This window comes from Pedobacter sp. AW31-3R (assembly GCF_052180285.1).
In the GTDB taxonomy this organism is placed as follows: Bacteria; Bacteroidota; Bacteroidia; order Sphingobacteriales; family Sphingobacteriaceae; genus Pedobacter.
Genome location: NZ_CP197475.1, coordinates 4212767 through 4238889, shown reverse-complemented (window position 1 = coordinate 4238889; position 26123 = coordinate 4212767). Strand labels below are relative to the sequence as shown.

At 39.7% G+C, this 26123-nt stretch carries 18 protein-coding genes; 14 read left to right on the top strand and 4 right to left on the bottom strand.

What is annotated here, in order from left to right:
• Nucleotides 1-63: 63 nt before the first annotated feature.
• The 4 genes from ACSBL2_RS17335 (at nucleotide 64) to ACSBL2_RS17320 (ending at nucleotide 4106) form a co-directional block, all read left to right on the top strand.
• Complete coding sequence (locus ACSBL2_RS17335) at nucleotides 64-1005, top strand: GDP-L-fucose synthase family protein (protein ID WP_442587811.1); 942 nt, start codon at nucleotides 64-66, stop codon at nucleotides 1003-1005.
• Nucleotides 1006-1091: 86 nt separating this feature from the next.
• Complete coding sequence (locus ACSBL2_RS17330) at nucleotides 1092-2177, top strand: DegT/DnrJ/EryC1/StrS family aminotransferase (RefSeq protein ID WP_442587810.1); 1086 nt, start codon at nucleotides 1092-1094, stop codon at nucleotides 2175-2177.
• Between the two features lie 3 nt (nucleotides 2178-2180).
• Nucleotides 2181-2987: an alpha-1,2-fucosyltransferase gene (locus ACSBL2_RS17325; protein ID WP_442587809.1), complete on the top strand. Its 807-nt coding sequence runs from the start codon at nucleotides 2181-2183 to the stop codon at nucleotides 2985-2987.
• Between the two features lie 75 nt (nucleotides 2988-3062).
• Entirely contained in the window at nucleotides 3063-4106 is a 1044-nt protein-coding gene (locus tag ACSBL2_RS17320) for a family 43 glycosylhydrolase (protein WP_442587808.1), read from the top strand.
• Between the two features lie 308 nt (nucleotides 4107-4414).
• Here the strand turns inward: ACSBL2_RS17320 and ACSBL2_RS17315 are convergent, their stop codons facing one another.
• Complete coding sequence (locus ACSBL2_RS17315) at nucleotides 4415-5071, bottom strand: glycosyltransferase family 2 protein (RefSeq protein WP_442587807.1); 657 nt, start codon at nucleotides 5069-5071, stop codon at nucleotides 4415-4417.
• Between the two features lie 302 nt (nucleotides 5072-5373).
• On the opposite strand from ACSBL2_RS17315, the gene ACSBL2_RS17310 reads away from it, so the two are divergent.
• Complete coding sequence (locus ACSBL2_RS17310) at nucleotides 5374-6084, top strand: hypothetical protein (RefSeq protein WP_442587806.1); 711 nt, start codon at nucleotides 5374-5376, stop codon at nucleotides 6082-6084.
• Between the two features lie 14 nt (nucleotides 6085-6098).
• Here the strand turns inward: ACSBL2_RS17310 and ACSBL2_RS17305 are convergent, their stop codons facing one another.
• Nucleotides 6099-6767: a glycosyltransferase family A protein gene (locus tag ACSBL2_RS17305; protein WP_442587805.1), complete on the bottom strand. Its 669-nt coding sequence runs from the start codon at nucleotides 6765-6767 to the stop codon at nucleotides 6099-6101.
• Nucleotides 6768-8012: 1245 nt separating this feature from the next.
• Here ACSBL2_RS17305 and ACSBL2_RS17300 point away from each other — a divergent pair.
• Together ACSBL2_RS17300 and ACSBL2_RS17295 are read left to right on the top strand one after the other, a co-directional pair.
• Entirely contained in the window at nucleotides 8013-8486 is a 474-nt protein-coding gene (locus ACSBL2_RS17300; protein ID WP_442587804.1) for a hypothetical protein, read from the top strand.
• Between the two features lie 2063 nt (nucleotides 8487-10549).
• The gene (locus tag ACSBL2_RS17295; protein ID WP_442587803.1) at nucleotides 10550-11308 is read left to right on the top strand and encodes a hypothetical protein; all 759 of its coding nucleotides are present in this window, start codon (nucleotides 10550-10552) and stop codon (nucleotides 11306-11308) included.
• A gap of 20 nt (nucleotides 11309-11328) precedes the next feature.
• Here the strand turns inward: ACSBL2_RS17295 and ACSBL2_RS17290 are convergent, their stop codons facing one another.
• The gene (locus tag ACSBL2_RS17290) at nucleotides 11329-13746 is read right to left on the bottom strand and encodes an alpha-L-rhamnosidase-related protein (protein WP_442587802.1); all 2418 of its coding nucleotides are present in this window, start codon (nucleotides 13744-13746) and stop codon (nucleotides 11329-11331) included.
• A gap of 419 nt (nucleotides 13747-14165) precedes the next feature.
• Between ACSBL2_RS17290 and ACSBL2_RS17285 the strand changes: the two genes are divergently transcribed.
• The 3 genes from ACSBL2_RS17285 to ACSBL2_RS17275 all read left to right on the top strand — a co-directional run bounded on the left by ACSBL2_RS17285 (nucleotide 14166) and on the right by ACSBL2_RS17275 (nucleotide 18568).
• Nucleotides 14166-16607 carry a M1 family metallopeptidase gene (locus ACSBL2_RS17285; RefSeq protein WP_442587801.1) on the top strand — a complete coding sequence of 814 codons (2442 nt, stop codon included), beginning with the start codon at nucleotides 14166-14168 and terminating at the stop codon, nucleotides 16605-16607.
• Nucleotides 16608-16973: 366 nt separating this feature from the next.
• Nucleotides 16974-17891 carry a hypothetical protein gene (locus ACSBL2_RS17280; protein ID WP_442587800.1) on the top strand — a complete coding sequence of 306 codons (918 nt, stop codon included), beginning with the start codon at nucleotides 16974-16976 and terminating at the stop codon, nucleotides 17889-17891.
• The gene (locus ACSBL2_RS17275; RefSeq protein WP_442587799.1) at nucleotides 17888-18568 is read left to right on the top strand and encodes an ABC transporter ATP-binding protein; all 681 of its coding nucleotides are present in this window, start codon (nucleotides 17888-17890) and stop codon (nucleotides 18566-18568) included. Before ACSBL2_RS17280 ends, ACSBL2_RS17275 begins: the two co-directional genes overlap by 4 nt.
• A 220-nt stretch (nucleotides 18569-18788) precedes the next feature.
• Here ACSBL2_RS17275 and ACSBL2_RS17270 read toward each other — a convergent pair whose 3' ends face one another.
• Entirely contained in the window at nucleotides 18789-20933 is a 2145-nt protein-coding gene (locus tag ACSBL2_RS17270; protein WP_442587798.1) for a hypothetical protein, read from the bottom strand.
• A 200-nt stretch (nucleotides 20934-21133) separates the two neighbouring features.
• On the opposite strand from ACSBL2_RS17270, the gene ACSBL2_RS17265 reads away from it, so the two are divergent.
• The 4 genes from ACSBL2_RS17265 (at nucleotide 21134) to ACSBL2_RS17250 (ending at nucleotide 25962) form a co-directional block, all read left to right on the top strand.
• A complete protein-coding gene (locus tag ACSBL2_RS17265; RefSeq protein WP_442587797.1) occupies nucleotides 21134-21367 on the top strand; it encodes a helix-turn-helix domain-containing protein in 234 nt (77 codons plus the stop codon).
• 116 nt (nucleotides 21368-21483) lie between these two features.
• Nucleotides 21484-22020, top strand: coding sequence for a sigma-70 family RNA polymerase sigma factor (locus tag ACSBL2_RS17260; RefSeq protein WP_442587796.1), 537 nt, complete (start codon nucleotides 21484-21486; stop codon nucleotides 22018-22020).
• Between the two features lie 94 nt (nucleotides 22021-22114).
• On the top strand, nucleotides 22115-23023 hold the full coding sequence (locus ACSBL2_RS17255; RefSeq protein ID WP_442587795.1) for a FecR family protein: 909 nt from the start codon (nucleotides 22115-22117) through the stop codon (nucleotides 23021-23023).
• 212 nt (nucleotides 23024-23235) lie between these two features.
• Entirely contained in the window at nucleotides 23236-25962 is a 2727-nt protein-coding gene (locus ACSBL2_RS17250) for a TonB-dependent siderophore receptor (protein ID WP_442587794.1), read from the top strand.
• The last annotated feature ends 161 nt before the right edge of the window (nucleotides 25963-26123 follow it).

The following is a 26123-nucleotide window of genomic DNA, read 5'->3' as shown; positions in this document are numbered from 1 at the left end:
TTACAAAGAGATAGGTTAAATCAGTCAGGAATGAAGTGCTAATATTTATAATTGATCAAAGGAATGAGTTTACACAAGAAAGATAGAATTTATGTTTCAGGACATACGGGAATGGTGGGCTCAGCAATTGTGAGGATGCTTCAAATGAAGGGTTTTCGAAACTTAATCCTAACTGATAGGGAAGAATTGGATTTATTGGATAGTAATGCAGTAAAACAATTTTTCTTCGCCTGCAGGCCAGATATAGTCATTCTTGCAGCAGCAAAGGTTGGTGGTATTCAGGCTAATATTTCGTCACCAGTGGAATTCTTATTGAATAATCTCACTATTCAAAATAATGTAATCAGCCATTCTTATCTGCATGGTGTTCGCGAGTTACTCTTCTTTGGAAGTTCCTGTATTTATCCTAAAAATTGCTCTCAGCCGATGAAAGAAGAGCACTTGCTTCATGGAGAACTTGAGCCTACAAACGAAGGATATGCTTTAGCCAAAATTTCCGGATTAAAACTTCTGGAATATTACCATAAACAATATGGATTCAATAGTATCAGTTTAATTCCCTGTAATCTGTACGGAACAAATGATAGTTTTAATCCTGAACATGCACATGTCTTATCTTCATTGGTTAAAAAGTTCGTTGATGCAAAATGTGACAAGTTAGGACAAGTCGAAATTTGGGGAACTGGTGTTGCCAAGAGGGAATTTATGCATGTGGATGATTTGGCTGCTGCTGCTTTATATTTTATGGAGAACTACAATCATTCCCCTTTAATTAACATTGGTTGGGGGGAGGAGGTGTCAATTAAGCAACTTGTAAATCTAATACAGACTGAGGTGAGTTTTGAAGGTGAGATCATTTGGAACAGTTCCAAACCGGATGGAATGCTGAGAAAATGTATGGATGTTTCCAAAATGCGTAACGCAGGATTCAAGCCTGAAATCGTATTGAAGGATGGAATCAGAAGAACCATTTCGGAGTATGAAAACTTAACCAGAATGCTATGATACCATTGATGAAAAATACTTTTTTAAATGAATATAAAACGAAGGTAGCTTTATCGGAATTTATTCTCCGCACAACTCGTCTGAGTATGGATACTAAATGCGCAGAATTTGAAAATGAATTTTCGTCATTTCAGGAACGAAAGTATTCGATTTTATGCAATAGCGGTGGTAGTGCCAATCTTGCGCTTTTACAGGCACTGAAAAATATAGGGAAGTTGAAAGAGGGAGACCACATTGGATTCTCCGCACTTACCTGGTCTACCAACACCATGCCGATAATACAGTTGGGCATGATCCCTGTGCCTTTGGATTGCGATCCTGAAAGATTAAATGTAATGTCAGATAATTTGATAGAGCGTCTTAAACAAGTTGAATTAAAAGCTTTATTTCTGACAAATGTTTTAGGATTTACTGGTGATCTGGAAGAGATCAAGAAAATATGTGAGATAAGGAATATCATTTTGTTAGAGGATAACTGTGAATCACTGGGTACTATTGTCTCGGGAACCAGGTCGGGTAATTTTGGACTAGCTTCTACTTTCTCCTTTTTTGTAGCCCACCATATGTCGACAATTGAAGGTGGTATGGTGTGTACAGATGATGATGAACTAGCAGAAATGCTGAGAATTGTGAGGGCAAATGGGTGGGATAGGAATTTAAATTCTGAACAGCAGTTTAACTGGAGGAAGAAATTCAACATACATTCTGAATTTCAGGCCAAATATACTTTTTACGATCTGGGATTTAATTTCAGGCCGACTGAAATTACTGGCTTCCTGGGCCTCTACCAGTTACAATTTCTGGCCTCTAATATTTTACAGCGTGAATCTAATTATAAAAAATTGGAGGAAATTATCAGGACAAATGATAACCTGATTCTATTGAAACATGATCATATAGACGTTTTATCAACTTTTGCCTTTCCTCTGCTCTGCAGGACATCTAAATTGCGAGATATTTACCTATCGCGTTTTTCAGGAGCAGGTATTGAAATACGTCCTATGATAGCTGGAAATATGCAGAATCAGCCTTTTTACAGGAAATACGTAAAAAAAATATATGATATGCCAGGTACAGATTTTCTTCATCAATGCGGATTCTATTGTGGCAATTATCCGGAACTATCAAATGCTGACCTGGAGATTATTAGTGGTTGCTTATATAAATATTGATTTATGATTATTACGAGTTTAGGAGAGGGGCTTGGAAACCAGTTGTTTCAGTATTCTGCAGCAAGATACTTATCTCACTTGCATCACACTGAGCTTAAAATGAATATCGCAATTTTTGAAACTTATAAGTTGCATAAATATTCCCTGCAGCACTTTAACATCAAGGCTACAATTGCCACAGGTAACGACATGGGTAGGACCAGTTTTTTATATGTGGAACCGTCATTTCATTATGATCCATTTTTTAAAAGTATTCCGGATAATGTAATAATCAGAGGGCATTGGCAATCAGAAAAATATTTTAAAGATATTGAAGATATTATAAGACATGATTTACGTATCACGTCAGCTCCCTCATTGCCGAATAGAAAGCTTGCTCAGGCAATAAAATCTTGTAATTCAATAAGCCTGCATATCAGAAGATGTGATTATGTAAATGATCCGAATACCTTCAGTTACCACGGGATTTGTGGCCTTGATTATTATGAAAAATGTATAGAAGAGATTGTTAAACAAGTTGGTGATCCTCATTTTTTTGTCTTTTCTGACGATCCTGAATGGGCAATCGATAACTTGAAAACCGGTTATTTCACTACGTTTATCAATCATAATAACGCGGATAATAACTTTGAAGATCTAAGGTTAATGAGTTTGTGTAAGCATAATATTATTGCCAATAGTACTTTTAGCTGGTGGGGTGCATGGTTGAATACCAATGAAAGGAAAATAGTTTTAGCACCAAAAAACTGGTTCAAAGAGGCTGATCTTAATACAAAGGATCTGATTCCCAGTAAGTGGTTGATGTTTTAATGAATATATCTTCCTGATCCGTTATTATTTGGGATACTTCGTGAATAAAGGCCACTATATAGGTAAATGATGAACATGATAAAATTTACTTTTTCTATTAGTCATATTGCCAAGGTGTTAATTTTACTGAGTTTGATAGGACTTTCTGGTTACGCACAAAAAAAAACATCTATTAAACCGGGAGAGTTATGGCCAGATAATAATGGGAACCATATTAATGCTCATGGAGGAGGGATCATAAAACTAAAGGATACTTATTATTGGTATGGTGAGGAACATAGAAAGTTAAAAGACCCGCATTATCGTTATGTGAGTTGTTACACATCAAAAGATTTAATGAACTGGACTTCGCAAGGGACTGTCCTGAGCATGAAAGAGCCGGATACTATTTTAAGAAATTGGGTGCTGGAAAGGCCAAAAGTCTTTTACAATAAGAAAACTAATAAGTTTGTCATGTACATGCACGTGGATGGTGAAATAGTCGGACAGGGAGGAGATTATTTATATGCCCAGGTAGGCATAGCTGTAAGTGATCATGCCACCGGTCCTTTTACTTTCATAAAGTGTTTCCGTCCTTTTGGTCATATAAGCCGGGATATCGGACAGTTCATTGATGATGATGGAACTGCATATCTTATTTTTGAAGATCGTCCTTCTAAGGGATTTCATATTGCAAGGTTATCAGGAGATTATATGAATGTCGAGGAAGATGTGTGTTTGATTAAATCGCCTTTAGAAGGAGGAGCTATAGTAAATTATCAAGGGCTTTATTATGCAATTGGATCTGCTTTAACCGGCTGGGTACCTAATCCAAATAAATATGCAACTGCTACATCACTTAAAGGACCCTGGACGGAATTTAAAGATATTGCTCCTCCTGAAACAAATACTTATAATTCACAGTCTACGCTTTTATTAAAAGTTATTGGTGATAAACAAACAACTGTGGTTTTTCTCGCTGATCAATGGAAAAAGGAAGCTGTAGGGGATTCACGTTATTTGTGGATGCCTGTTCATATAGGCGATGGGAGGTTATGGCTTCCTGAGCCTCGACCATGGTCAATAAATGTAAGGACCGGAGATGTTAAATTTCTTAAGAAGGATATAGTAAAGAAATGATAATGTATCACTTCAATACATCTGTTTATCAACTCAAAGTTGACTGTAAAAACTTTGCGGCCAACTTTGAATTGATGATGTAAAAGTAATTAAATCTCTGTGATTTTTTAATCTAAAAACTTTCCTGGTATAGTTTCTATTCAGGTAAGATGTCATGAGCTCATTAAATTTGCATTTTCGTGAGTTACTTCAGATTCTTTTACAAACTTAGTTGAGATTTGGGAAGATTTGTTTATTTCTGATAAAGACTGAAATATTAATTATCTTTTTATGAGGGCACACGCTTTTAAAATTTGTAATATGATACTTTATTTTTCATCTATTGGCGCTTGCCAAACTGTCGGATTCTTTTTATGCCTGGTATTTTCAACAGGTTTAATACTTGTGTTATGAGGATGGAGAATTGCAACAAATCCTTCTAAATAATCAAGTGCAAAGACCTTAGCTCCAGTATTCCACACAAAGTCGTAATCTTCTCCCACCTGAAGATCTGCAAAAGGATGTTTTTCCCAAAAGGATCTTCGGAAGGTCATCGTTGCTCCGCATAACCAGGGTTTGTCTTCGTCGGTATCTTCATACATAAACGTTTGATTAGTTATAGGAGAAAAAAATAATACTCTATTCAGGCCAGCTATATCTGCGCCGGAGGTTAAAAATGCTGTAGTCATACTGCTGATCCAATTTGGGGCATAATAGTCATCATCATCCCAATGCATTATAAGTTCCCCGTTTGCTTTCTCGCAGGCCACATTCCGTTTTATTCCGATAGTGCCAAGTGGGGCAGAATAAAAATAGTGAATTCTGGGATGATCAGGTACCAGATTCTTCACGGATACACGTCCGTCATCTATAATAATTAATTCAGCATTTTTGTAATCCTGATTCAAAAAATATTCAATGGCTTGAGGAATAAATTTTGATCTGTTAGCCGTAGGCATTATACATGATATAAGAGGTTGTTCCATTTGAATGTTATTTATCCTTTATTATCTAACTTGATTTTTTAATTATCTTTCGCTTTAAGAGAAGCTAAAATTAATTTTTTCAGTGAGTAGTTCGCAGGGTCGGATGGCTCAAAACTTTCTTGCGATTACAGGAATATAAATAGATAATAAATTGCGTAAAGCCCATCCTTGATCTTGTGAATCAATCTGAGATGAATGAAGTTCTTTGTCGTATTGCCAGGGTACAAATGGCTCATAAAATAATTAAAGAATATTTAGGTTTTATTTCTAGTTAACTTGGTAAGTATAAATGAACTTGCAGAATGAATATCTACTTAATTAGTTATGGTGATGAAAATTATGCTTCTCAAAAGAAGTTTTTCGAAGAAACAGCATTGTCATCGTCTTTTTTTGACAAAATTATAATTTGCGGCCCTGAAAATCTTGATAATGATTTTTACGCAAAGTTCGAATTTATCTTAAATCAGAAAAAGGGCGGCGGTTATTGGATTTGGAAACCTTACCTGTTAAAAATGATAATGAATACTCTTAATGATAATGATATACTTGTGTATTGTGATGTCGGATGTATGATTAATCTGGAAGGTAAAGAACGGTTTGGTGAGTATATCCAGTTATTAATGGGATCCAAGACTGGTAGTCTTGCTTTCGAACTTCCACATCAGGAGATTGAATTTACTAAACAAGAAGTTTTTGATTATTTTAGATCCTCACCAGCTATAATCAATTCAAATCAACTGATAGCAACTGTGTTTTTATTGAAAAAATGCAAACACGCTATAAAATTAATAGATGAATGGTATAACATTCTATTCCACAGACCAGCTTTATTTACTGATGATCAAATAGAAGAGAACCAGCACATTCGCTACAAAGAGCATCGTCATGACCAAAGTTTGTTCAGTGTTATCCGTAAAACTTACGGATCTGAAGTTATTTCAGATGAAACATACTTCCTCGACTTTATTAGGCAGGGACAGGCTTATCCTTTTTGGTCAACTCACCTAAGGTAGGGATATAAAACATGTTAGTATGGGATTAATTCAATAGTCTTATTGATTTGATTATTCATCCATCCTTCTAATTCCCCACTTAACCTTCTCATATTTCTGATAAAATAATTGAATTGATATTTATTAAGTGAATTTGCTCCATGATAGACGAAAGTGTAGAGATTATAATTTTCAAGCCGATACAGGTATTTACTAGAAGTGAGGTATTGGATCAGGTTTGTATCTTCTGCAATATTTTTATTGCTATACGGATGATTTTTAATAATTTCTTTTTTACATAGAAGAGTACCTGCCCAATTGTAAGGTGAAAAATTGTATTTTCCTGAGTAATATGCCTGATTTTTGATGCCATCATACAATACGATGCGAGTAATGATACAAGCTTCACGTTTTTGTTTTACCGTACCAAGGCTAGTATATTGATACATTAGACGAACCTCTCTAAACCAATCATCGTCATCCCATGTACAAATATATTCACCACTACATTTATAAATAGCTTCATTTCTTGCATTGCCCAGCGAAATATCGTTTTCTCTTTCTATTTGAATAATATTCAAATCGGAAAGACGTGTGACTGTTTCGATTAGATTTTTACTGATGATATCCCTCTTTGGGACAGAAATAATGAGTTCTTTGTTTGGATAATTTTGCTCATCAAAATGTATGATTGCTTTAAGCAAAAATGTTGGTCTGTTATCGGTTATACAGATACAGGATATCAGTGGATAATGGTGTTTAAGTATCATTCGTAAATATCTATTGATTATGAGTAATTTACTTAAGATGTCTTTCTGAAAAAAGGGGCTTTTGACATATTTTAATAAAAGTTATACTCATCTAATTAATAATATAAAAAACATTTTTTGGCCGGTCATTTTGGCCTCGAATAATTCTGCAATAATATATTATTATGTGTCGAGCTTTTCTTACTAAGATTAGTTGAAAGTATTTCTCTCATTATTACATTTTGCTACTTTGAGAAATAAGGCCTTTAGTTACAACGGTTTTCTATTTATCATTGTCTAATGGTTTTATTTTTAGATGTTTGAATGTAACTGTAACCTTCCCTTTTTTAAACCGGTTTAGGAGGCGAAAATTCAAGTAAGGTTGGAGTCGAGATTATTGTTTACATATCGAAAGGAATAATTCTTTCCTATTTTTCACACTAACAGTTAGATAAAAATATATAGCAGTAGTCAGCAAAGGTCCAAAATAGTTTTATGACCAAAGGGGATGCCGAAACCCTGTAAGAGTAGGCATTGATTAAAGTTTTCTGATGTCTTTTGATATATAAAGACATTTAAAATTATGCCATGTACCTGGTTCATTTATACTCAGGCTACCCCTGTTGGCAGGTTAAATCCTGCTAATTATGTGCCAATCGTTGGAAATCCGGATTGTCCGGGTATTCCAACAAATATTTGCGCTATCTGTGCGGATATAGATAATAACCAGCCAGTAATAACAGCTCCTCTTGCCGCACTTATTAATGCAGCAGGATTACCTCCTTTCTTACCTCAGCCGAATCCAGGCTTTCCAAAGGTTGTACTTACAAGAGCCTAATAATTTAAGATTCAGTTTGTGTAACTTGTTTACAACGATGATTAAATTATCTTGTTTTGCTCCATCATTTAGGAGAAATTGTTACTATATTTTAAATAAAGGGGTGTTATCAAAATTGAAATAGTTGTTTACACCTTTATCTGATAACTACAGTGGGTTATGAACTTGTATAAAGATCTGTTTGTACTAAACTTTATCTGCACAATACTTCTACAACGCTTGGTTTAAAGATTGATCTTCATATATAGCACGTGACCTTTCCATACTAAGCTTTGTTCCGTAAATTGTTCTTTATGGATTCAGGTGATTATCTCACTGTAAAATTGCTTGAATCCATATAATTTTCTAATAAATGGAGCGGAATGCAGAATAAACTTTACAAAGAATTTGCAAGCTATTACGCTGCGGTAGTTGACCGGGATTTTAAAGAACAAATGGGCCAGATACTTGTTGAATATAATCTTACCCATCCTTGCCGCAATATGCTCGAATTATTTGCCGGTCAGTCCTTACACAGTATTTCCTCTTACCAATTCAAAAAAATAGACACCTGGGCAGTGGATTCCAGTGCAGAAATGAAAACTTTGGCCATACAAAATGGCTTTAAAAATCCTGATCAGTATATCGTTGGTAATCTTCCGGAAGCGCTCCTCAGTCTGAAACATAAAATCAATTTTGATTGCATCCTGGCTCTCTTCAACGGAGTCTGTAACTTAGATACAAAAGCACTGTATGACTTGCTTGCCCTCCTGAAAATTCTGCTGAATAATTATGGGAAAGTTTTTCTGGAATATCATGACATTTTTTACATCATGAAATATCTGGAAGACCCCTGAATAAATTATACGGAAGTAACTGATAAAAACGGAACCTCATTGAAATATGCCTGCCCATCAGATACCATTACATGGAGTTCCTACAGTTTTACGGCCCAGGTACCTGTCAGGATCATGAGTGATGAGCAATCCATTGACTTTTACTCTATTGACCACATCCACAGTACAGAGCTAATCCTTTTTTTAGCCGGATAGTGGGATTAAAAGGCAGGGTATTAACTGAAGAAGAGCGCTGGCAAAAAAACTTTCCGTACATGATTGTGATGGAATTTACTCATCTATGATAACATCATTCACTATGTCAATTACGATTTAATCAGCGATTTCTGTTTATTAATATACAACGTATAAAGTTTTTCAATAGAGAGTTCCTCAGATATGGCACAATAATCAATTTGGCAAAAAACAACCATGGTCTATGCATTTTGATTATACACTGATTATTCCTATTTGGGTGGAGAATTATACTCTAGATTTCTTTTGAATTGTGACTAAGGTACAGTTTAGGAGAAGTGATTTGTCTGTATATTAGTTAGATAAAAACCTAAAGGTAATTATTGAAAGGGGAGGCTGAAAACCTTGATTAGAGTAGGCACACATTAAATTTTTCTAATATCTTTTAGTTGATAAAGATATAAATGTTATGGCTAGATCATGGTTTATGTATATTAAAACTACCCCAATTGACCGTTTGGTCGCTTCAAATTATGTTGCTACTCCAGGAAAACCAAATTATTGTTGTACGGCAAATCCTATTCCTGGACAAAGCTGTAATCCAAACAATATTTGTGCAGTTTATGCAACTATATCTGCGACTCAACCAATCCTTACTGCTAGACTTCAATCGTATTTGATTGCGGCCGGTATCTCCCCTTATAATCCTCAACCTACCGGTTTAACAGTTAAGAAATATGTGTACACTAGACAATAATAATATTACTTTGATTGCGAATTCTACTCTTTAATGATTGGCTTATTTATAGTTTATTGGCTTTTACTCTGGTCAGTATACTCTGATGGGAAAAGATCTTGGTCTGATATCTGCTACAGGTATTGTTATTCTTGAAACATACGATTCAATACATATGTATCGAGTCCAATGAGTTGTGTTAATCGGATGTACAAATATCGCATAATTTAGTAATCTTCCTGAAAATTTTGGTGAAATTATGATAACGTATTTCTTGGTTCTCAGGATATTTTTTTTGCATTATCAATACACATAGCCATCAGATACCATTACCTGGAGTTCCTGCAGTTTTACAGCCCAGGTACCTGTCAAGATCATCAGTGATGAGCAATCCATTGACTTTTATTCTATCGACCACATTCACAATACAGAGTTAATCCTTTTTTTAACCGGATTGGTAGGATTAAAAGGCAGGTGTTAAATATTAGGCAATCGTTGAAGCATTTTGGGTCTAGACGGTCAAGTTTCTGATTTAAATAATTGTAAATTTATTAGAAGGAAGAAACTGAAAATCCTGAAAAGAGTAAGTATAATTCTAAAGTTTTAATGCTTTTTGATTTATAAAAGTGTGAGAAATGATGGCTAAACAATGGTATTTTTTTGCCCCCCCCTATTAGTGGGGAGACGTTGACAACAATTCAAAATGCGAATTATTACGGGTTGATTCCTACTGCTCTTGTACCATCGTATATTGCAGGTCTTTGTAATTCTGGTCTATATGTATGTTTGATAAATGCAAAAGAAGGACCAGAAGGATGCAGTAGTCCACTTAGTCCTACAACTGGACTTCCAACACCATATAGTCCACTCTCTACCAACATCAGAACTTATTTGGTTCAAGCAAAGGCTACAGGTATTGCACAGCCAAGTGGAATGGGTGCAAAGAGGTATGTTTATATGAAAAGCGCTCCTTTTCCTTAAGAAGGATATCAGAGCAAGTCATAATTTTCATCCAGTATGTGTGCAAGATAAATGTATCACATGACCTTTCAAGTATATATTTTGTTTTGTAGGTTAAAACCTTATGGATTCAGGTGATTTTCCAATTTTATAATCGCCTGGATTCATATAATTTCATATTAAATTAAGCGGGATGGGAAATAAACTTTACAAAGAATTTGCAAGCTATTACGCTGCAGTAGTTGACCGGGATTTTAAAGAACAAATGGGCCAGATACTTGCTGAATATAATCTTACCCATCCTTGCCGCAATATGCTCGAATTATTTGCCGGTCAGTCCTTACACAGTATTTCCTCTTACCAATTCAAAGAAATAAACACCTGGGCAGTGGATTCCAGTGCAGAAATGAAAAATTTGGCCATACAAAATGGCTTTAAAAATCCTGATCAGTATATCGTTGGTAATCTTCCGGAATCGCTCCTCAGTCTGAAACATAAAATCAATTTTGATTGCATCTTGGCTCTCTTCAACGGAGTCTGTAACTTAGATACAAAAGCACTGTATGACTTGCTTGCCCTCCTGAAAATTCTGCTGAATAATTATGGGAAAGTTTTTCTGGAATATCATGACATTTTTTACATCATGAAATATCTGGAAGACCCCAGAATAAATTATACGGAAGTAACTGATAAGAACGGAACCTCATTGAAATATGCCTGGCCATCAGATACCATTACATGGAGTTCCTACAGTTTTACGGCCCAGGTACCTGTCAGGATCATGAGTGATGAGCAATCCATTGACTTTTATTCTATCGACCACATCCACAGTACAGAGCTCATTCTTTTTTTAGCCGGATTGGTAGGATTAAAAGGCAGGGTATTAACGGAAGAAGAGCGCTGGCAAAAAAACTTTCCGTACATGATTGTAATGGAGCTTACCCATCGCTGATAAGATTTTCCTAAAGTCAATTACGATTTAATTACCAATTTCTGCTTACCACTATTCAGCGGATATGATTTTCCATTCCACACAAAAGTTCCTGAGGCATTTGCCGGAAGCAGGAATTCCGCAAGAACTCCGCTAATACCCATACGCTTGAATTTCACGCTGATCGTTCCATTGGGATGTGGCATCTTACCTGCTACCTCTTTCAATTCTCCCAAACAAGGCTTAATTAATATCTTTTTGAAACCAGGTGTTTCCGGCATGATGCCGCATATCGTTGCCAGGAAATCATAATTGGGACTGGCACTCCAGGCATGGCAATCAGAGCGGGTAGGTTCCGGCTTCTCCGAAAAAGTGGTCAGGCCAAGTTTCAGCATCTCTCTCCAGGGCTTTAATTCTGTACCATATAAATCACCCATTCCGACTTTTTTCAAGGCCTGAACAAGGTAAAAACGATAGTAATAGGTCACCTGTGCGATTGATGTGTCCCGCAATAAAGATTGCATTGTTGGTTTGACAAGGGGAGTAGGAATAGCATCAGTTAACACTCCCCAGATTCCGGCATGCTGACTATAGCTGAGTTGTTCCGGCGTGTCTGCCAGTAAACCTTTTTCTTGATTGTAACAACGGGAATAAGTATTACCGATCAGCTCATGAGCAAGATCCATCTGTTCCTGAGCAATGGCAGGTTGACCAAAAGAACTAAACAGTTCAGCCGCCTGTTTTAATGTATATGCATATTGTAAGGTCAGTATAGATGAGCCCCCTGTCTCAGCACCAGGTGCCGTACCCCAGCCATTGAAACTGGTCCAGTCTACAAAATTCCACCAGCTGAGCGGACCAAGCATATGTTTTTCCTTATCTACACGGTTATGGAACCATTCCATGATTTCATGGATTGCCGGGAGGAACTGTTTCACAAACTGATCATCCTGCCGGTGCATCCAGTAGTCATGAACCATGCTGACCCAGAACAAGGAAAACGTTGGAATAATTTGCAGGCGGTTACTGGGATATCGGCCTTGTGTCAAACCTTCAGGTGTTCTGGAACGATAAAAGTCCAGTATTGATTTTTTGACCAGTCTGTCGTCTCCCGCACAATACAAAGAAATCAATGCCTGGATTCTTGAGTCGCCCGTATATTGTAATTGTTCATAGTAAGGCGTGTCATAATAAGCTTCACCTGCACACAGTCTTGCCGTTCTCCAGCTCACCTCCCAGATATCTTTCAATGATGCATCATTACTGCTAAAGGTAGCTTTTAATGAGAAAGGATAACCCGTCCGCGTACTGTACAGGTCGTTTAACACGAGGTCTTCATCACCAGTTTCTATATCGAGCTGAAGATACCGGTAAGCGCGAAACCACATCGGTCGGAAAGTACGCTGATTTCCGCCGTCAGGCAGGAAAAGGTCTTCATTTCCTTTGATCTCTTTGCCATCAATCTCGTTACGATTTCCCTTCATGCCCTTACTGTCAAATAAAGATTCCGCATAAGTCTGTTTGATCGTTGACCCCTTCCCAGCTGAGACGATAAGCTCCGGATAAGCTGCAATATTTTCTCCCTGATCAAACAGCAAGCTGACTTTCTGATGCGAAGGAACGCGCAATTTCATTTGGCCGCTTACAAAGTCTTCATTTACTGTGATGCCCCTGGCCCGGCGTAAGGTGCTGAACCGTACTTTGTCTTGTTCTTTAAATAGAGGAATTGGTCTTGGCACTAAAGTCCAGCGGTTATCCGTACCATATCCTGTAGGTTCGGGATGAACAATCTCGCTGGCATTTTTCCAGTTGTCATCCCGATACCCCTGTGTTTGCCATCCCCAGGGATATTTGCTGCCCTCTACACGGTCGCCCGGACCGATGGCCAGGTAAGCCTGCAATTTTTCCTGATTGTCAGTTGAAAAGGGGGTATATGCCGTATTTTGTATCACCTTCCAGCTGCTGTTCGTATTCACTACGTCTTCCGTTTCCGTATTCCCTTGCACGACAAAGGCGGTCTGGTTTGAAATTTGTCCCACAGCAGAGTATGTGCCCATATTCCATACCATTGCAGCTAAAGTATTACTTCCTTCTTTTAAATAGGGAGCGATATCTATGGTTTCGTAATACCAATTGAACAAATCGCCATAGGCCGGGCCGGAGCAAACAGGTGTTCCATTGACAAACAACCGGTAGCGGTTGTCCGCAGAAATATGGATGATAAAGGATTTAGGTATGGAAGATAAACTGACCGCTTTCCTGAAATGGTAGACCCCATAGTCTCTTTGGGATACATCCGGTGCGGTTATCCAGTAGGCTGACCAGAATTGTTTTGATAGCCTTGCCTCGATTTGCAGACTTTGTCCCATCACCTTGCCGGAATTAAAGGTCAGGAGAAGGCTGAGAATGACCAGGGATAATTTCTGTTTATACTTACAATTCAATAAGGTTGAATTCATTCGCGATTTATATTTGGTGGATAGCAGACCTGTATACTGATTTTTTTTAAAAAATGCAGTTAGCCTTATCTGAAATCGATTGTAAATTAGCTATTTATGTCTTTTGAATGAAGACAAGATTTGTTTTTTTTTATCAATCTTGTCTGGATAGGCGGTTAAAAGCTTTTAGCAAAAAATAAGCAAAAGCAGGTGATCTGTTTTCTGTAAACCCGGATCGTTTTACCGCATCCAGTTTTTGGCTGGAGGAACTGGACTTCCGGAGAACTTCTTTAGCGAAGATCATACACTCTATACCCCGCGCAAAAAAACACCTTAAAAATATTTTCTAGTTCTGGACACCACTAAAACGATTCTGCAAAAACACCCCTTGTACTTGTAATCCTTGCCTTATATATTTAGCGCTTAATTTGGCTAAGTTCATGAAAATAAGTGCAATCAGAATAATTTTTCTCATCAGTATAAGCTTCAGCTTTTCCGCTAAAGCGCAATCAAAAACCGAAAAAACAAACGAACTGATCCATACAAAACTGGACGTCCGTTTCGATTATAAAAACAGATACCTGTATGGAAAGGAATGGGTCACCATCAAACCTTATTTACACCCTTCCGACAGTGTAAAACTGGATGCAAAAGGCATGGACATCCATTCGGTCAGCCTGTTTAAAAATGGGAAAGACATTCCATTGAAGTACCGCTACGACCAACGTACACTGACTGTCAAACTGGATAAAGTATATCAACCAGCGGAAAACTACACGATTTACATCGACTATACCTCAAAACCGGATCAATTGAAACTAAAACCAGGCACAATCATCACCGATGATAAAGGGCTCTTCTTCATCAATCCTGATAGTACATTGATAAGCAAGCCGGTACAAATCTGGACGCAGAGTGCCTTGGAAAATGCATCGGTATGGTTCCCAACGATAGACCATCCGAACCAGAAGACTACACAGGAGATCAGCATGACTGTCCCTGCCAAATATGTGACTTTATCCAATGGTCGCTTAGCCGCACAGCTAAACAATCCGGATGGTACCAGAACCGATACCTGGAAGATGGAATTACCGCATGCTCCTTATCTGTTTATGATGGCTGTGGGTGATTTTAAAGTCTACCGCGACCATTGGCGTGGCAAAGAAGTGAACTATTACCTGGAACCTGCCTATGCCCCATATGCCAAAGCTATTTTCGGGGATACACCAGAGATGATGGATTTTTTTTCAAGGACGCTGGGAGTTGACTATCCCTGGAACAAATATGCGCAGGTGGTGGTACGTGATTTTGTCAGTGGCGGAATGGAAAATACGACGGCAACCTTGCTGATCAACCATGTCCAGGCGACAGCGAGAGAACTGAAAGACCATTATTATGATGCAGGCAGAAGTTTAATCGCGCATGAACTGTTCCATCAGTGGTTTGGCGATTATGTAACAGCGAAGGACTGGAGTAACATTACGCTGAATGAGAGTTTTGCCGATTTTGGAGAGACCCTATGGGCGGAATACAAATATGGAAAGGATGAGGGCGATGCGCATAACCGTGAGGGAATGCAGGAATACCTGACTGACCCTGAAAGTGCAAAGAAAGATCTGGTGCGCGTGAACTATGAGGATGCACAGGAAGTTTTCGATGTGGTTTCTTATCAGAAAGGCGGACGGGTCCTGAATATGTTACGGAATGACCTGGGGGCACAGGTATTTTTTAAGGGCTTGAACAGCTACCTGAAAACCAATGCCTTTAAAAATGCAGATGTGCATGCTTTACAGTCGGCGATGGAACAGGCAAGTGGAAAAAAACTGGATTGGTTTTTCGACCAGTGGTATTACGGTGCTGGTCACCCTTTGCTGGATATCAGCTACCAATGGGAGGAGAAGTCAAAGACACAGCGCGTATTCCTGCAACAGAAGCAGGCGGGCAAAGCTTTTATCTTACCGATAGCCATAGAGGTGTATGGAGAAAATAAAAAGGAACGTCGCCAGTTAGTGATGAGAAACAAACTGGATACGCTCAGGATTAAAATGGACAAGAGACCATTTTTGGTGAACGTGGATGCCGATAAGGTTTTACTCGCAGAAAAGTCAGACCGTAAAAGTTTACAGGAGTTTTACCAGCAGTTCAGGAGGGCACCCTTATATATGGACAGGTTTGAGGCTATTGAAGCTGCCATAAAAAAGCGAAAGGAGGTGCTGGCACAGCGGATCATGATTGATGCCTTACAGGATAAGTACTATGGTTTGAGAATAAAGACTTTGGAAGGACTGGATACGGGACTGATGGCCTCAAATCCGGCAGTGCTTCCCCTTGTGGTCAAGTTGGCCAAGACGGATAGCAATAATTTGGTAAGGGCAACGGCAATTCGCGTACTGAGTGATGCTCCGGTGTCAAAACATTATTTATCCCTATATCAGCAAGGGCTGAAGAGTGATTCCTATGCCATCGCTGCAGCTTCTTTGAAAGCATTTTCGGTGTGGAAGCCCGCAGAAGCATTTGCTATGGCAAAGTCGATGGAGAAGGATGCCGGAGGTGATTTAACGGCTGCGGTCATTGCAGTGTATGCGAAGAGTGGGGGAGATGCAGAGTGGCCTTTTGTGTTTAAGAAATTTGTGGCGGCAGATCCGCATGTGAAGTTTCCAATGCTGAATGATGTGGTGCTGATGATATCGAAAATGCAGACGGCAGTGTATGTCCGGGAAGGGATTACCATGCTGAAGGATTTCGCATTGGAATTTAAGACACGCGGCATGGCACCACCACTGATTGAAGCACTTCAGCAGATTAAGCAGTTACGTGAGCAAAGGAATGACCAGGTTTCTAAGGTACTGGTTGATGAGGCTATTGAACAAATCAACAATTAAAAACTCCTGAGCCAAATACCGGCAGCATAACCAAGTTGAGCAATTTCAATGACACCTCCAAGAATGAATATACCAATGACTACCGCATTGATAATAGGTTTATTCTTTATAACATTTAACATAACTTAAAAAGTTAATAATAGTATCCATTAATGACAGCCGTTATCACAATGGTGCTGGCAAATGATGCTTTAACGTTTCAGAATTACACTATTTAAAGATAAAAAATACTTTCTTCTTAAATAAGATTGATTTCGTTAAATTTGATCGAATTGTAGCTTTTATGGAAGACTTGAATTTTAAATCTTTCATCAAAAGAACAATTGAACTCAGGATAGAAATAATGCAACAGCTAAATAGAGATTAATGGTATATTATTTTATCCTGCAGTGGAGAATGTTGAACCGCCTGTTGAAGAACTGGGGACTCCATGTGTTTCTTGCCTATCCATTAATGCTGTCTTCCTTTATCCTGATTTCAAAATATTTGTTTTTGAAATCAGGTTACGTTGAATATATGTATATGCTGATTCCAGTTTTCCTAATCACAGGCACCGCTGAAAGAAGTAAAAATGAATTCCTCCGTTTATGTTTTTCTCCAGCTGAATATTTGGGTATACGTGTGGTGGAGAACGTCATTTTAGCATTGCCATTTATCCTATACCTGCTGTATGCCGGTAAATTTCTGGTAGCCGGAATACTTTTACTGTTGTCGGTGGGATTATCGCTGCTGAACTTCAGCAGCAGAAGTTCTTTTGTTATCCCAACTCCCTTTAGTAAATTTCCTTTTGAATTTCTTGTGGGGTTCAGAAGGACATTCTGGGTTCTCTTAATGGCCTATATCCTGGGAATCATAGCCATGCTGGTCGGCAATGTCTACCTGGGACTATTTTCGTTGCTGTTGGTCATCCTGAATTGTTTCTTTTACTACACGACCCCGGAAAGGGAGTTTTATGTATGGGTCTCCTGCTTGATGCACCGGTCTTTTATATGGGGCAAAGCCAAAGTTGCTATAACTTATACCACTGTCCTTTGCCTGCCCCTGGCAGCCCTGCTTGCTGCTGGATTCCCTGATCAGATGATGTTTATCGCGGGACTGCAGTTGCTGGGATATGTGTATGTGATCTTGGCGCTGTTGAGCAAGTATGCCAATTATCCGAAGGAAATTATATTTCCGGAAATGCTCGGTTTGATGATTTCTATGATTTTACCTCCCTTGCTGCTCATTACCATACCCTATTTCTATGTCAGGTCCCAAAGAAAACTTAAAGAGATTTTAGCATGATCACTATTGAAAAACTATCAAAATCATATGGGCGAAAGCAGGTATTGAAAAATATCAGCTTAAGTTTTGAAAGGGGGAAGGTCTATGGGATTGTAGGGAATAATGGTGCCGGAAAGACGACTTTTTTCAGGTGCCTGGCTAAGATGTGCAGCTATGAAGGAAAGATAAGCAGTGACCTGGAACCCCTTAAAGACCACCTGGGTTTTCTTCAGACAGAACCGTTTTTCTTTCCCTGGATTACCGGAGAGGAATATATCCGCCTGTTGTGCAATAGCCGCAAAGTAAAACTGGAGGATTTAACGACAAAGAATATCTTTGATCTCCCTTTACAGGAATATGCGGTGAATTACTCAACAGGAATGAAGAAAAAACTGGCCATTACGGCAGTTCTCCTGCAGGAGAATGATTTCTTTATCCTGGATGAGCCTTTTAACGGACTGGATATCCAAAGCAATATCATTGTAACTGAGATTATCAGAAAACTCCGGTCATTGGATAAGGTGGTGATCATCTCTTCCCATATCTTTTCAACGCTAAATGAAGTATGCGACAGGATCCATTTAATAACCGATGGGGAGTTGAGCAAAACCATTGAAAAGGATGATTTTATGGAACTGGAAGCAGAAATGAAGCTGATAACGATTGGAGATAGAATAGAGAAACTTAAACTGGGCTAATGCACTTGCCATATTGAAATACACAGCCGCTGCGGTACTAAAAATTAGATGTAATTGAAAAACCGTAATGAACCCATCCTACTGACGATTATCCTCTTATGTGTCTCCATTTCTTTCCTGAAATTCAATTGCTAGAAACTGTTGAAAACGAATTATCTAAAATTGGTGAAAATAAATTTGCTATTTTCACCTGATTTTAGGACACTTATGCGCACATGGCTTAATGGTTTGCATTCGTTTTAAAAACATCCACCAGATATCCCAGTTGAACCTGATTAAAATTGATCTTCGTATCAGAAGCCAGGGTGTTTAACTTCCACCGGAAAAATAACCGGGAGGTATTTTCACTATTTAAATTTAGAAACCCTTCAAAGGATAATGTCCTGATCTGTCGCCTGAAATTCCGGTTCAGAACAATCTCCGGACTTTGGGCATTTAACCAGGTCTGACTCAGGCATACCTTAAAACTATAACGGTCCTCTGGCATGAATTCATAGGAAGCATTAAAGTTTAGGGCAGTGCTGGTGATCATTCTCTCGTTTCTGGTACTCATCTTTGTATACGCATTATTGACGATGGAAAGGGAATCAACTATCCCGGTTCTCCAGATCCCTACTGTCCCGTTGATCTGTACATTTGACATGATACTGGCCAGGTTTACCTTGTACAAATTAAGGTTAAAATCAATACCCGTATTTTTATACCGGTACAATTCCAGGGCATTGAGGGCAAACTGTTTTTTTCCATTGCTCGTCGACAGCGCAACCGTATCTTTTTCAGAGAGGGGAAGATATTTATTGTTCTCTTCAATTTTAGAGAGATGACCAGTCAAATCTGCTTTGGTGAAAATGCCTTCATATACTTTTTTTGTTTTGAACAGGAGGATGGACTGGTGTCTTTGTGTTCTTAAGTTGACGCCAATACTTGCTTCAAGCTGAATCAAGCCATTCGGTTGCTCACTATTGATGCCGCTGAAATCGGTATAAGTTTTAACGGTGAGAATTTTAGAACGGTCCTGTTTTTTAAGTTCAACCACGCTTTGCTGTTCAGATAGCTTGACTACCACATCTTTCGGGCTATAATCTTCCCTGTAGTTGGCCAGGATGATGTCGTACCGGATTAAATCCCCCAGCCTGAAATACAGGTCATAATTTTTGGCTTTTGAAGTATCCACTTCAACTCCTGCTGGCAGGCGATGTTTGATCAGCACATTCTGGGGAAGCATTTCAGGATTGGCAGCATATATTTTCTGGTTCCATAACTTTTCAGGCGTAAATTTATTGGTGATACTTATCGGCATGTTGTTCCTGAATTTCAGGGGCTGCTCCCGACCGTTGATCATGACCACAAAAATGGCTTCGATATTTTTAATGGTTCCTGCCTCAAATTCAAAGTCTGCCTCTTTGAATTTCATTGGCAAAGCAATGTCCGCTGTAGGCCCTTTCTTTTTCTTCCCTCTGGAATCTGTATCCCTGATCGCATCTTGTAACTGCCCCATGAGCTTATCCATCTTTACACCGTCCAATGGACCATCTTTGGGCTCTCCATGGCTATTAAATACAGGCAGGATCTTTTTCTTGAATAAATTGTAACTCTCAGACTCTGGTTTCCTGATGATTTTTACCCCATCGAAATACCCATTGAGCTGATCTGAATGAAGTCGCATGAAGGCAGTGGAAGGCTGGTCGTTCGCGAAATTTCTTCTTGCTGAGATTTCATAGAATATTTGTTGTGAAAGGTCGTTCAGCTGAATTTCCTGTAGCTTGATGGAGAATTTATTCCTGAGTTTCGCATCTACAATACTTTTTATGGTTTCAGGGCTGAAGGTTGCAAATTTTGCCTCTTTATCCTGCCCAATGGCCTCTAGATTAACGTTTTTAAGCTGCTGAAGATTTGCGGTCAGACTTTCAATTTCCGCTATCCTGGGCTGATTTAGGCTGTCCGGTTTCAAGGCACTTATACTGGCATTGAGTTGCGTACAGATCTGATCAATCTGGGAGTTGGACATTTTTAGATGGTTTATTCCCATCGGTATGTCCCTGATGATCCCACTTATTCCGGACTGTATGCGGAGTAGCGTGTCTTTGTCAATGAGCCAGTCAGTATGGTTGTCCTCTATTTTTTTATTGATGGTCAGTAAATTGTCTTTAATCTTAGTGGTGTCAATGCTGCTGGCGCTTGTTATTTTATCAATTTTTAGGGAACTGATCTGATTGGCCGTAAGCTTGTATTCGTAGTTAAAGGTTTCATTGTTGATCACGAATGAACTGAAAAAATGTGTTTCAACATTTTGTTGGGAGTAGGAGCAGGTGGGTACCAGAAGCAGGAATATGACCACTGCTTTAAAGTGGGGGAGGTTTTTCATCGTGGGAGCGTTAATTTGAGCGTTGAGGAGATGAACTCATGTTATTATACAAGGTGGAGATAAAGTGCCCCGGCTCCCAAAAAATTATCATCAAAAATTTTGCATCCCATTTCGGCATGAATAACTGATTGAATAATTAAAACCCAAAAGAATTGGAGGACCTCCCAAGAGCTATTATTCAAACCCGAATAGCATTGGGCTTGTCACAAAAAGAATTCGCAGATAAGGTTGGGTTAAAAGAACAACAGATTCAATGGCATGAGGCCAATGATTTTGCTGGAGTATCGTTTGATAGAATTTTAGATTTTATGGAGGCATTGAATGCGAAGTTCTTCATTAAGAAAACAGTTATAGGTGTGGATAGCAGGAATACTTCTTCTCTTTTTTCAGGTAGGAGAAGGAAAGAAACAAACAATGCAGTAAAATTGAAATAATTTTTTAATTCATTGCATATTCACGTTTTTCGCAAAAATTGTCAGAAGACAAGTAACCTCCAATTTAGGCCTGCTGCTTTGAATTAGTCTAGATAATATTTAAGTTTGCGGTCACTATGTCGTCCGAAACAACTGTTCCATTTACACAAAGCGGATTAACTGTTCAAGAATATGAGCATATTTTTGCAGCTTACTGGAAAGATGTTTTTAAGATTTGTCATTACTATACCCGTGATGATGATGCCGCGGCTGACCTGACACAGAATGTGTTCATCATGGTTTGGCAAAAACGAAATTTTCTGAAAGATGAGGGGATGATGAAACATTATCTCCTGCGTGCAGCCAAGTTAGAAGCACTGAACTTCAGCAGGCAGCAGCAAACAAGGGCGCATCAAATGGTTCAGTTTCATGCGCTTTCAGATCCATCCTCTGGCAGCAATACCACCGAACAGGATGTCTTACAACGGGAGGCCGGTCGCCATTTACAGCAACAACTGTCGAAATTACCCCTAAAATCCCAGGCGGTATTCAAAATGAGTTTATATGATGGCCTGGACAATGAGGCCATTGCCAATGAATTGGATATGGGCCGTAAAAATGTCGAATACCACCTCTACAAAGCGATCCGTTTTATCAAATCAAAAATATTTTAGTTTTTTTCAGTTCCGTTTAGGAAAAAAGGATTCCCAAACCGTATACTTTTAACTGGATGGATAAAGTCCGGTGAATTGGAAGAACAAGATATCAATGAAAATAGACGAAAAGTTATTGGATGCCTATTACCAGGGGCATTGTACAGCGGAAGAGCGTAAAGCTGTAGAAGAATGGTTGCAGCTGGAAGATTACGATCAGTACCAGCTGGAACCGGCAGCGCAGCTGGAACCTGAACTCTGGAATAAAATCAGCCGTAGGATCAGCCCCAAGTCCTACCGTTTATATTATTGGTCGGCTGCCGCGTGTATCGCGCTGGTCTGCACGGTGTTTTCAGTACTCCGCTTCCAGCAGGAACCCTCAGCAGCATTGCATTTTGCGACAATTGAAACCAAAAAAGCAGAGCGTGCCAAAGTCACTTTGCCGGATGGAACCATTGTACATTTAAATGCAAATTCATCTTTAAGGTATCCGGATAAATTCGGCGATACAAGGAGGGTGGAATTAGCCGGGGAAGCATTTTTCGACGTAGTGAAAAATCCGGAGAAGCCTTTCATTATTGCTGGCAAAACTACGGAGACCCGGGTGCTCGGAACATCTTTTAATCTTGTAGAGCGGGAGGCTCACAGAAATCTGACGGTGCTGACCGGAAAGGTGGCTTATCAGGATACCCGGACGAAGCAAATGATGACCGTTATCCCCAATGAACAGGTGGAAATCACAGCAGAAGGGCACTTTGAAAAAAGAAAGGTTTATGCGAAAAAATATACGGCCTGGCAGGAAGGTAAACTGCTGTTCGATAACCATTCCTTACAGGCAATCACGGCTACACTGGAGAACTGGTATGGAGTGAAGATCATGATCACAGATAAAAAACTGGCTGGCAGATCTTTTACTGGTCAGTTCGATAAACCTCAGCTGGGAGAGGTGTTACGAGCCATCGGATTTGCATTGAAGTTCAACTATAAGCAACAGGAAGGCAGTATTGTCATTTCCCCTGAATGATCAGTATCCAATGGTGTAACGATCAATATCAAATACCCTGAAAATAAATATCAAATGCACTAAAAATAAAAATCAATTACCTCAGTAGTAAGCTTCAAATATCACAATAACCGTATTACCCTAAATAAAAAAAACTCGGTATTCCTTGGCGGGATAAATACCGAGATGTTAAATAATCTCAATCAATCAAATTAAGTAACTTCTACAAAAGTATGAATCAATTTTTGCATTTCGATCACCTTCGAAATAAGAAAGCCCTATTACTCCTGATTTGCGCGCTGCTTCTTTCCCATACAGGACTTTATGCCCAGGAAAATATCCTTAAACGCCGGATTACCCTCGAATTCAAACAGGTGGCCATTGGCGATGCACTCCTGCAGATTGCCGATGCCGCTGGGGTTCATTTTTCCTATGGCAACGACCAGATCGATAGCCGCAGAATAGTTACCCTTTCCATCCAGCAGAAAACGATCGAAGAAACGCTGAACCTGCTTTTTCCTGGTCAGCTGGAGAAAGTACAAGTGAAAGGAACCCAGGTTACCCTCCGCACAAAAGCTCCACAGGAATATACACAGTTCAGGGTGTTGCAGGATACCGGAGAACCGCTTCCTTTCGCGACGATTGCAGTTGACGGTGTGTCTGTCGCCCAATCGGATAAAGGAGGTTTGCTGCGGCATAAAATGTCCATTGGCAAACATAAGGTGACCGTGTCGTCCCTCGGTTTTCAGCAGCAGACCAGGGAAGTCCATTTGCAGGAGGGGGGAAGTAAGGTCTTTACTTTCAACATGCTGACAGATAACAATCATTTGCAGACGATTGAAGTGGTCGGCCGCAAGGAGACCAGTTACCGGAATTCGAATACCTTCAGCGGAACGAAAACAGATATGTCCTGGAAGGAAGTACCCCAGGCGATCAGTTATGTGACCAAAGAAACCATTGATGACCAGCTGGTGTTTAAGGTCAATGAAGCCATCAAAAATGTCAGTGGCGTGAGCCAGTCGACCAGCAATAACCGGAGTTATGTTATCCGCGGTTTCGAAGCGACCAGTAAACTGATCAACGGACAGCGGGTGGTGACGGAGATCCGCTCCCAGACCATGCTGCCCAATATTGAACGGGTGGAAGTCCTCAAGGGACCCACTTCAGCCTTATATGCGAATGCTGATCCGGGAGGAACCATTAACCTGGTGACCAAAAAACCTTTGGCAGAAGCACGCAAGTCGGTACAGTTTGCGACCGGCAGTTACAATACCAATCGGCTATCGGCAGATTTCACCGGGCCAATGAATGCCGATAAAACTTTATTGTACCGGCTGAACCTGGCTTACCAGGATTCAGAATCTTTTCGCGCCCTGCAGGGTGGAAAGTATACGGTGATCGCTCCTTCTTTTTCTTTTCTGCCAAGTGAAAGAACAAGGGTGAATGTGGAGTTCCTTTACCAGATGAACAATACCAAATTTGACCGTGGCCAGCCGATTTTTGGGGCCAATACGCAGGAAGACCTGTATACCACACCAACTTCATTTGCCATCGGTAAAAGAAATGACTTTGCGAAGGAGCTGTTCATGAATGCGAATATCTCCCTGCAGCATAAATTCAGTGAGCAGGTGACGTTCAATACTGCGTTTACGCGGTCTATGTATGATGAAGATTTAATAGAACACCGCACGGCGAATGGGTATGGGGTAGATTCCGCAGGGAATGAACTGCCCGATATGATCGCCATGCAGGCCTACCAGCGCCAGGCGAAGAACAATATGGATAACCTGAGTGCATATTTTAATATCAAGTTGACTTCCGGGCCGCTGCAGCATACGGTTTTATTGGGCTACGATTATATCCAGGAGATTTTTCCTGTGTACAATTCTGCCACCAGGGCAAGAGGATATTTGAGTAAAGACAGGAGCCGGGTTTACAATAGCTACGATCCTTCCAAAAGCGACCGGTACCTGATCATTAACCATATGCCTGTCCCGAATGTCCCGCATTTTGATTTGAAGAATCCGGATTATGGGATCACCTCTATGAACAATTATATCGTTGAGGCGGTGGCGCCTGATCCGCGGAAGTATTACCTGAATGGTTTTTATGTGCAGGATCAGATCAAATGGGGCAAATTTCAGGTGCTCCTGGCCATCAGGAAAGAGTATTACACGGATATCGTAGATTATGGGACGGATGCTCCGGAGAAGCTTACCCAAAGTGCTTTTATTCCAAGGGTCGGGATTACGTATACGCCAAATGAGACGGTAAGTTTCTATGGGAACTTTGCGGAAGGGTATCAGCCACAAAGCGCCGCGATAGTCGGTGATGAGGAATTGTATGGGGGACCTTTTGATCCGCTGACCAGCAGGATTTATGAGGTGGGAGCGAAGTTTGATCTTTTCTACAGGAAACTATCTATTGGTACTGCCTTGTATGAGATCACGCAGAATAATATTTTGGTCAGTGCTTTTGATGAGGTGAATGTGGACAGACGCAGACAGATCGGTCAGCAACGGGCACGTGGTTTCGAAATGGATATTTATGGAAATATCCTGCCGAACCTGACCCTGACAGCCGCGTTTTCTTACAATATCGCAAAGATTGTGGAAAGTGATATTGCTGCAGAAGTTGGTGCATACATGCCAAATGCCCCTAAAGGCCAGGGAAATATCTGGGCGAAATATACAATGAACAGGGGTGTTTTGCAGGGGGTAGGATTTGGATTGGGCGCAAATTATGCTACTCAACGGAATATGACCAATATGGGCGTGATTAAGCTACCTTCTTATGTGGTGCTGAACTCAGCGGTGTATTACCAGGTGGATAAATTTAAGCTGACCTGTACGTTTAACAATATGCTAAATGAGGTGTATTGGGTAGCAGGAGAAAATTTCACGAGATTGTTCCCCGGAACACCAAGTAATTTCCTGGTGAGTTTGGGGTACCTATTTTAGGTTGTTATAATCAATTTAAGGCGGAGGGACGGCTGTTTATTTAAGAATAACCCTGAGTTACCCTGCCGGTGGAAATAAAGTAGAGACATTAGCTTTCTGGGTTGGCCTGTCCTGGTTATTGAGTACAATTCCAATAATAACAAGATCTGTAAACATAAAAT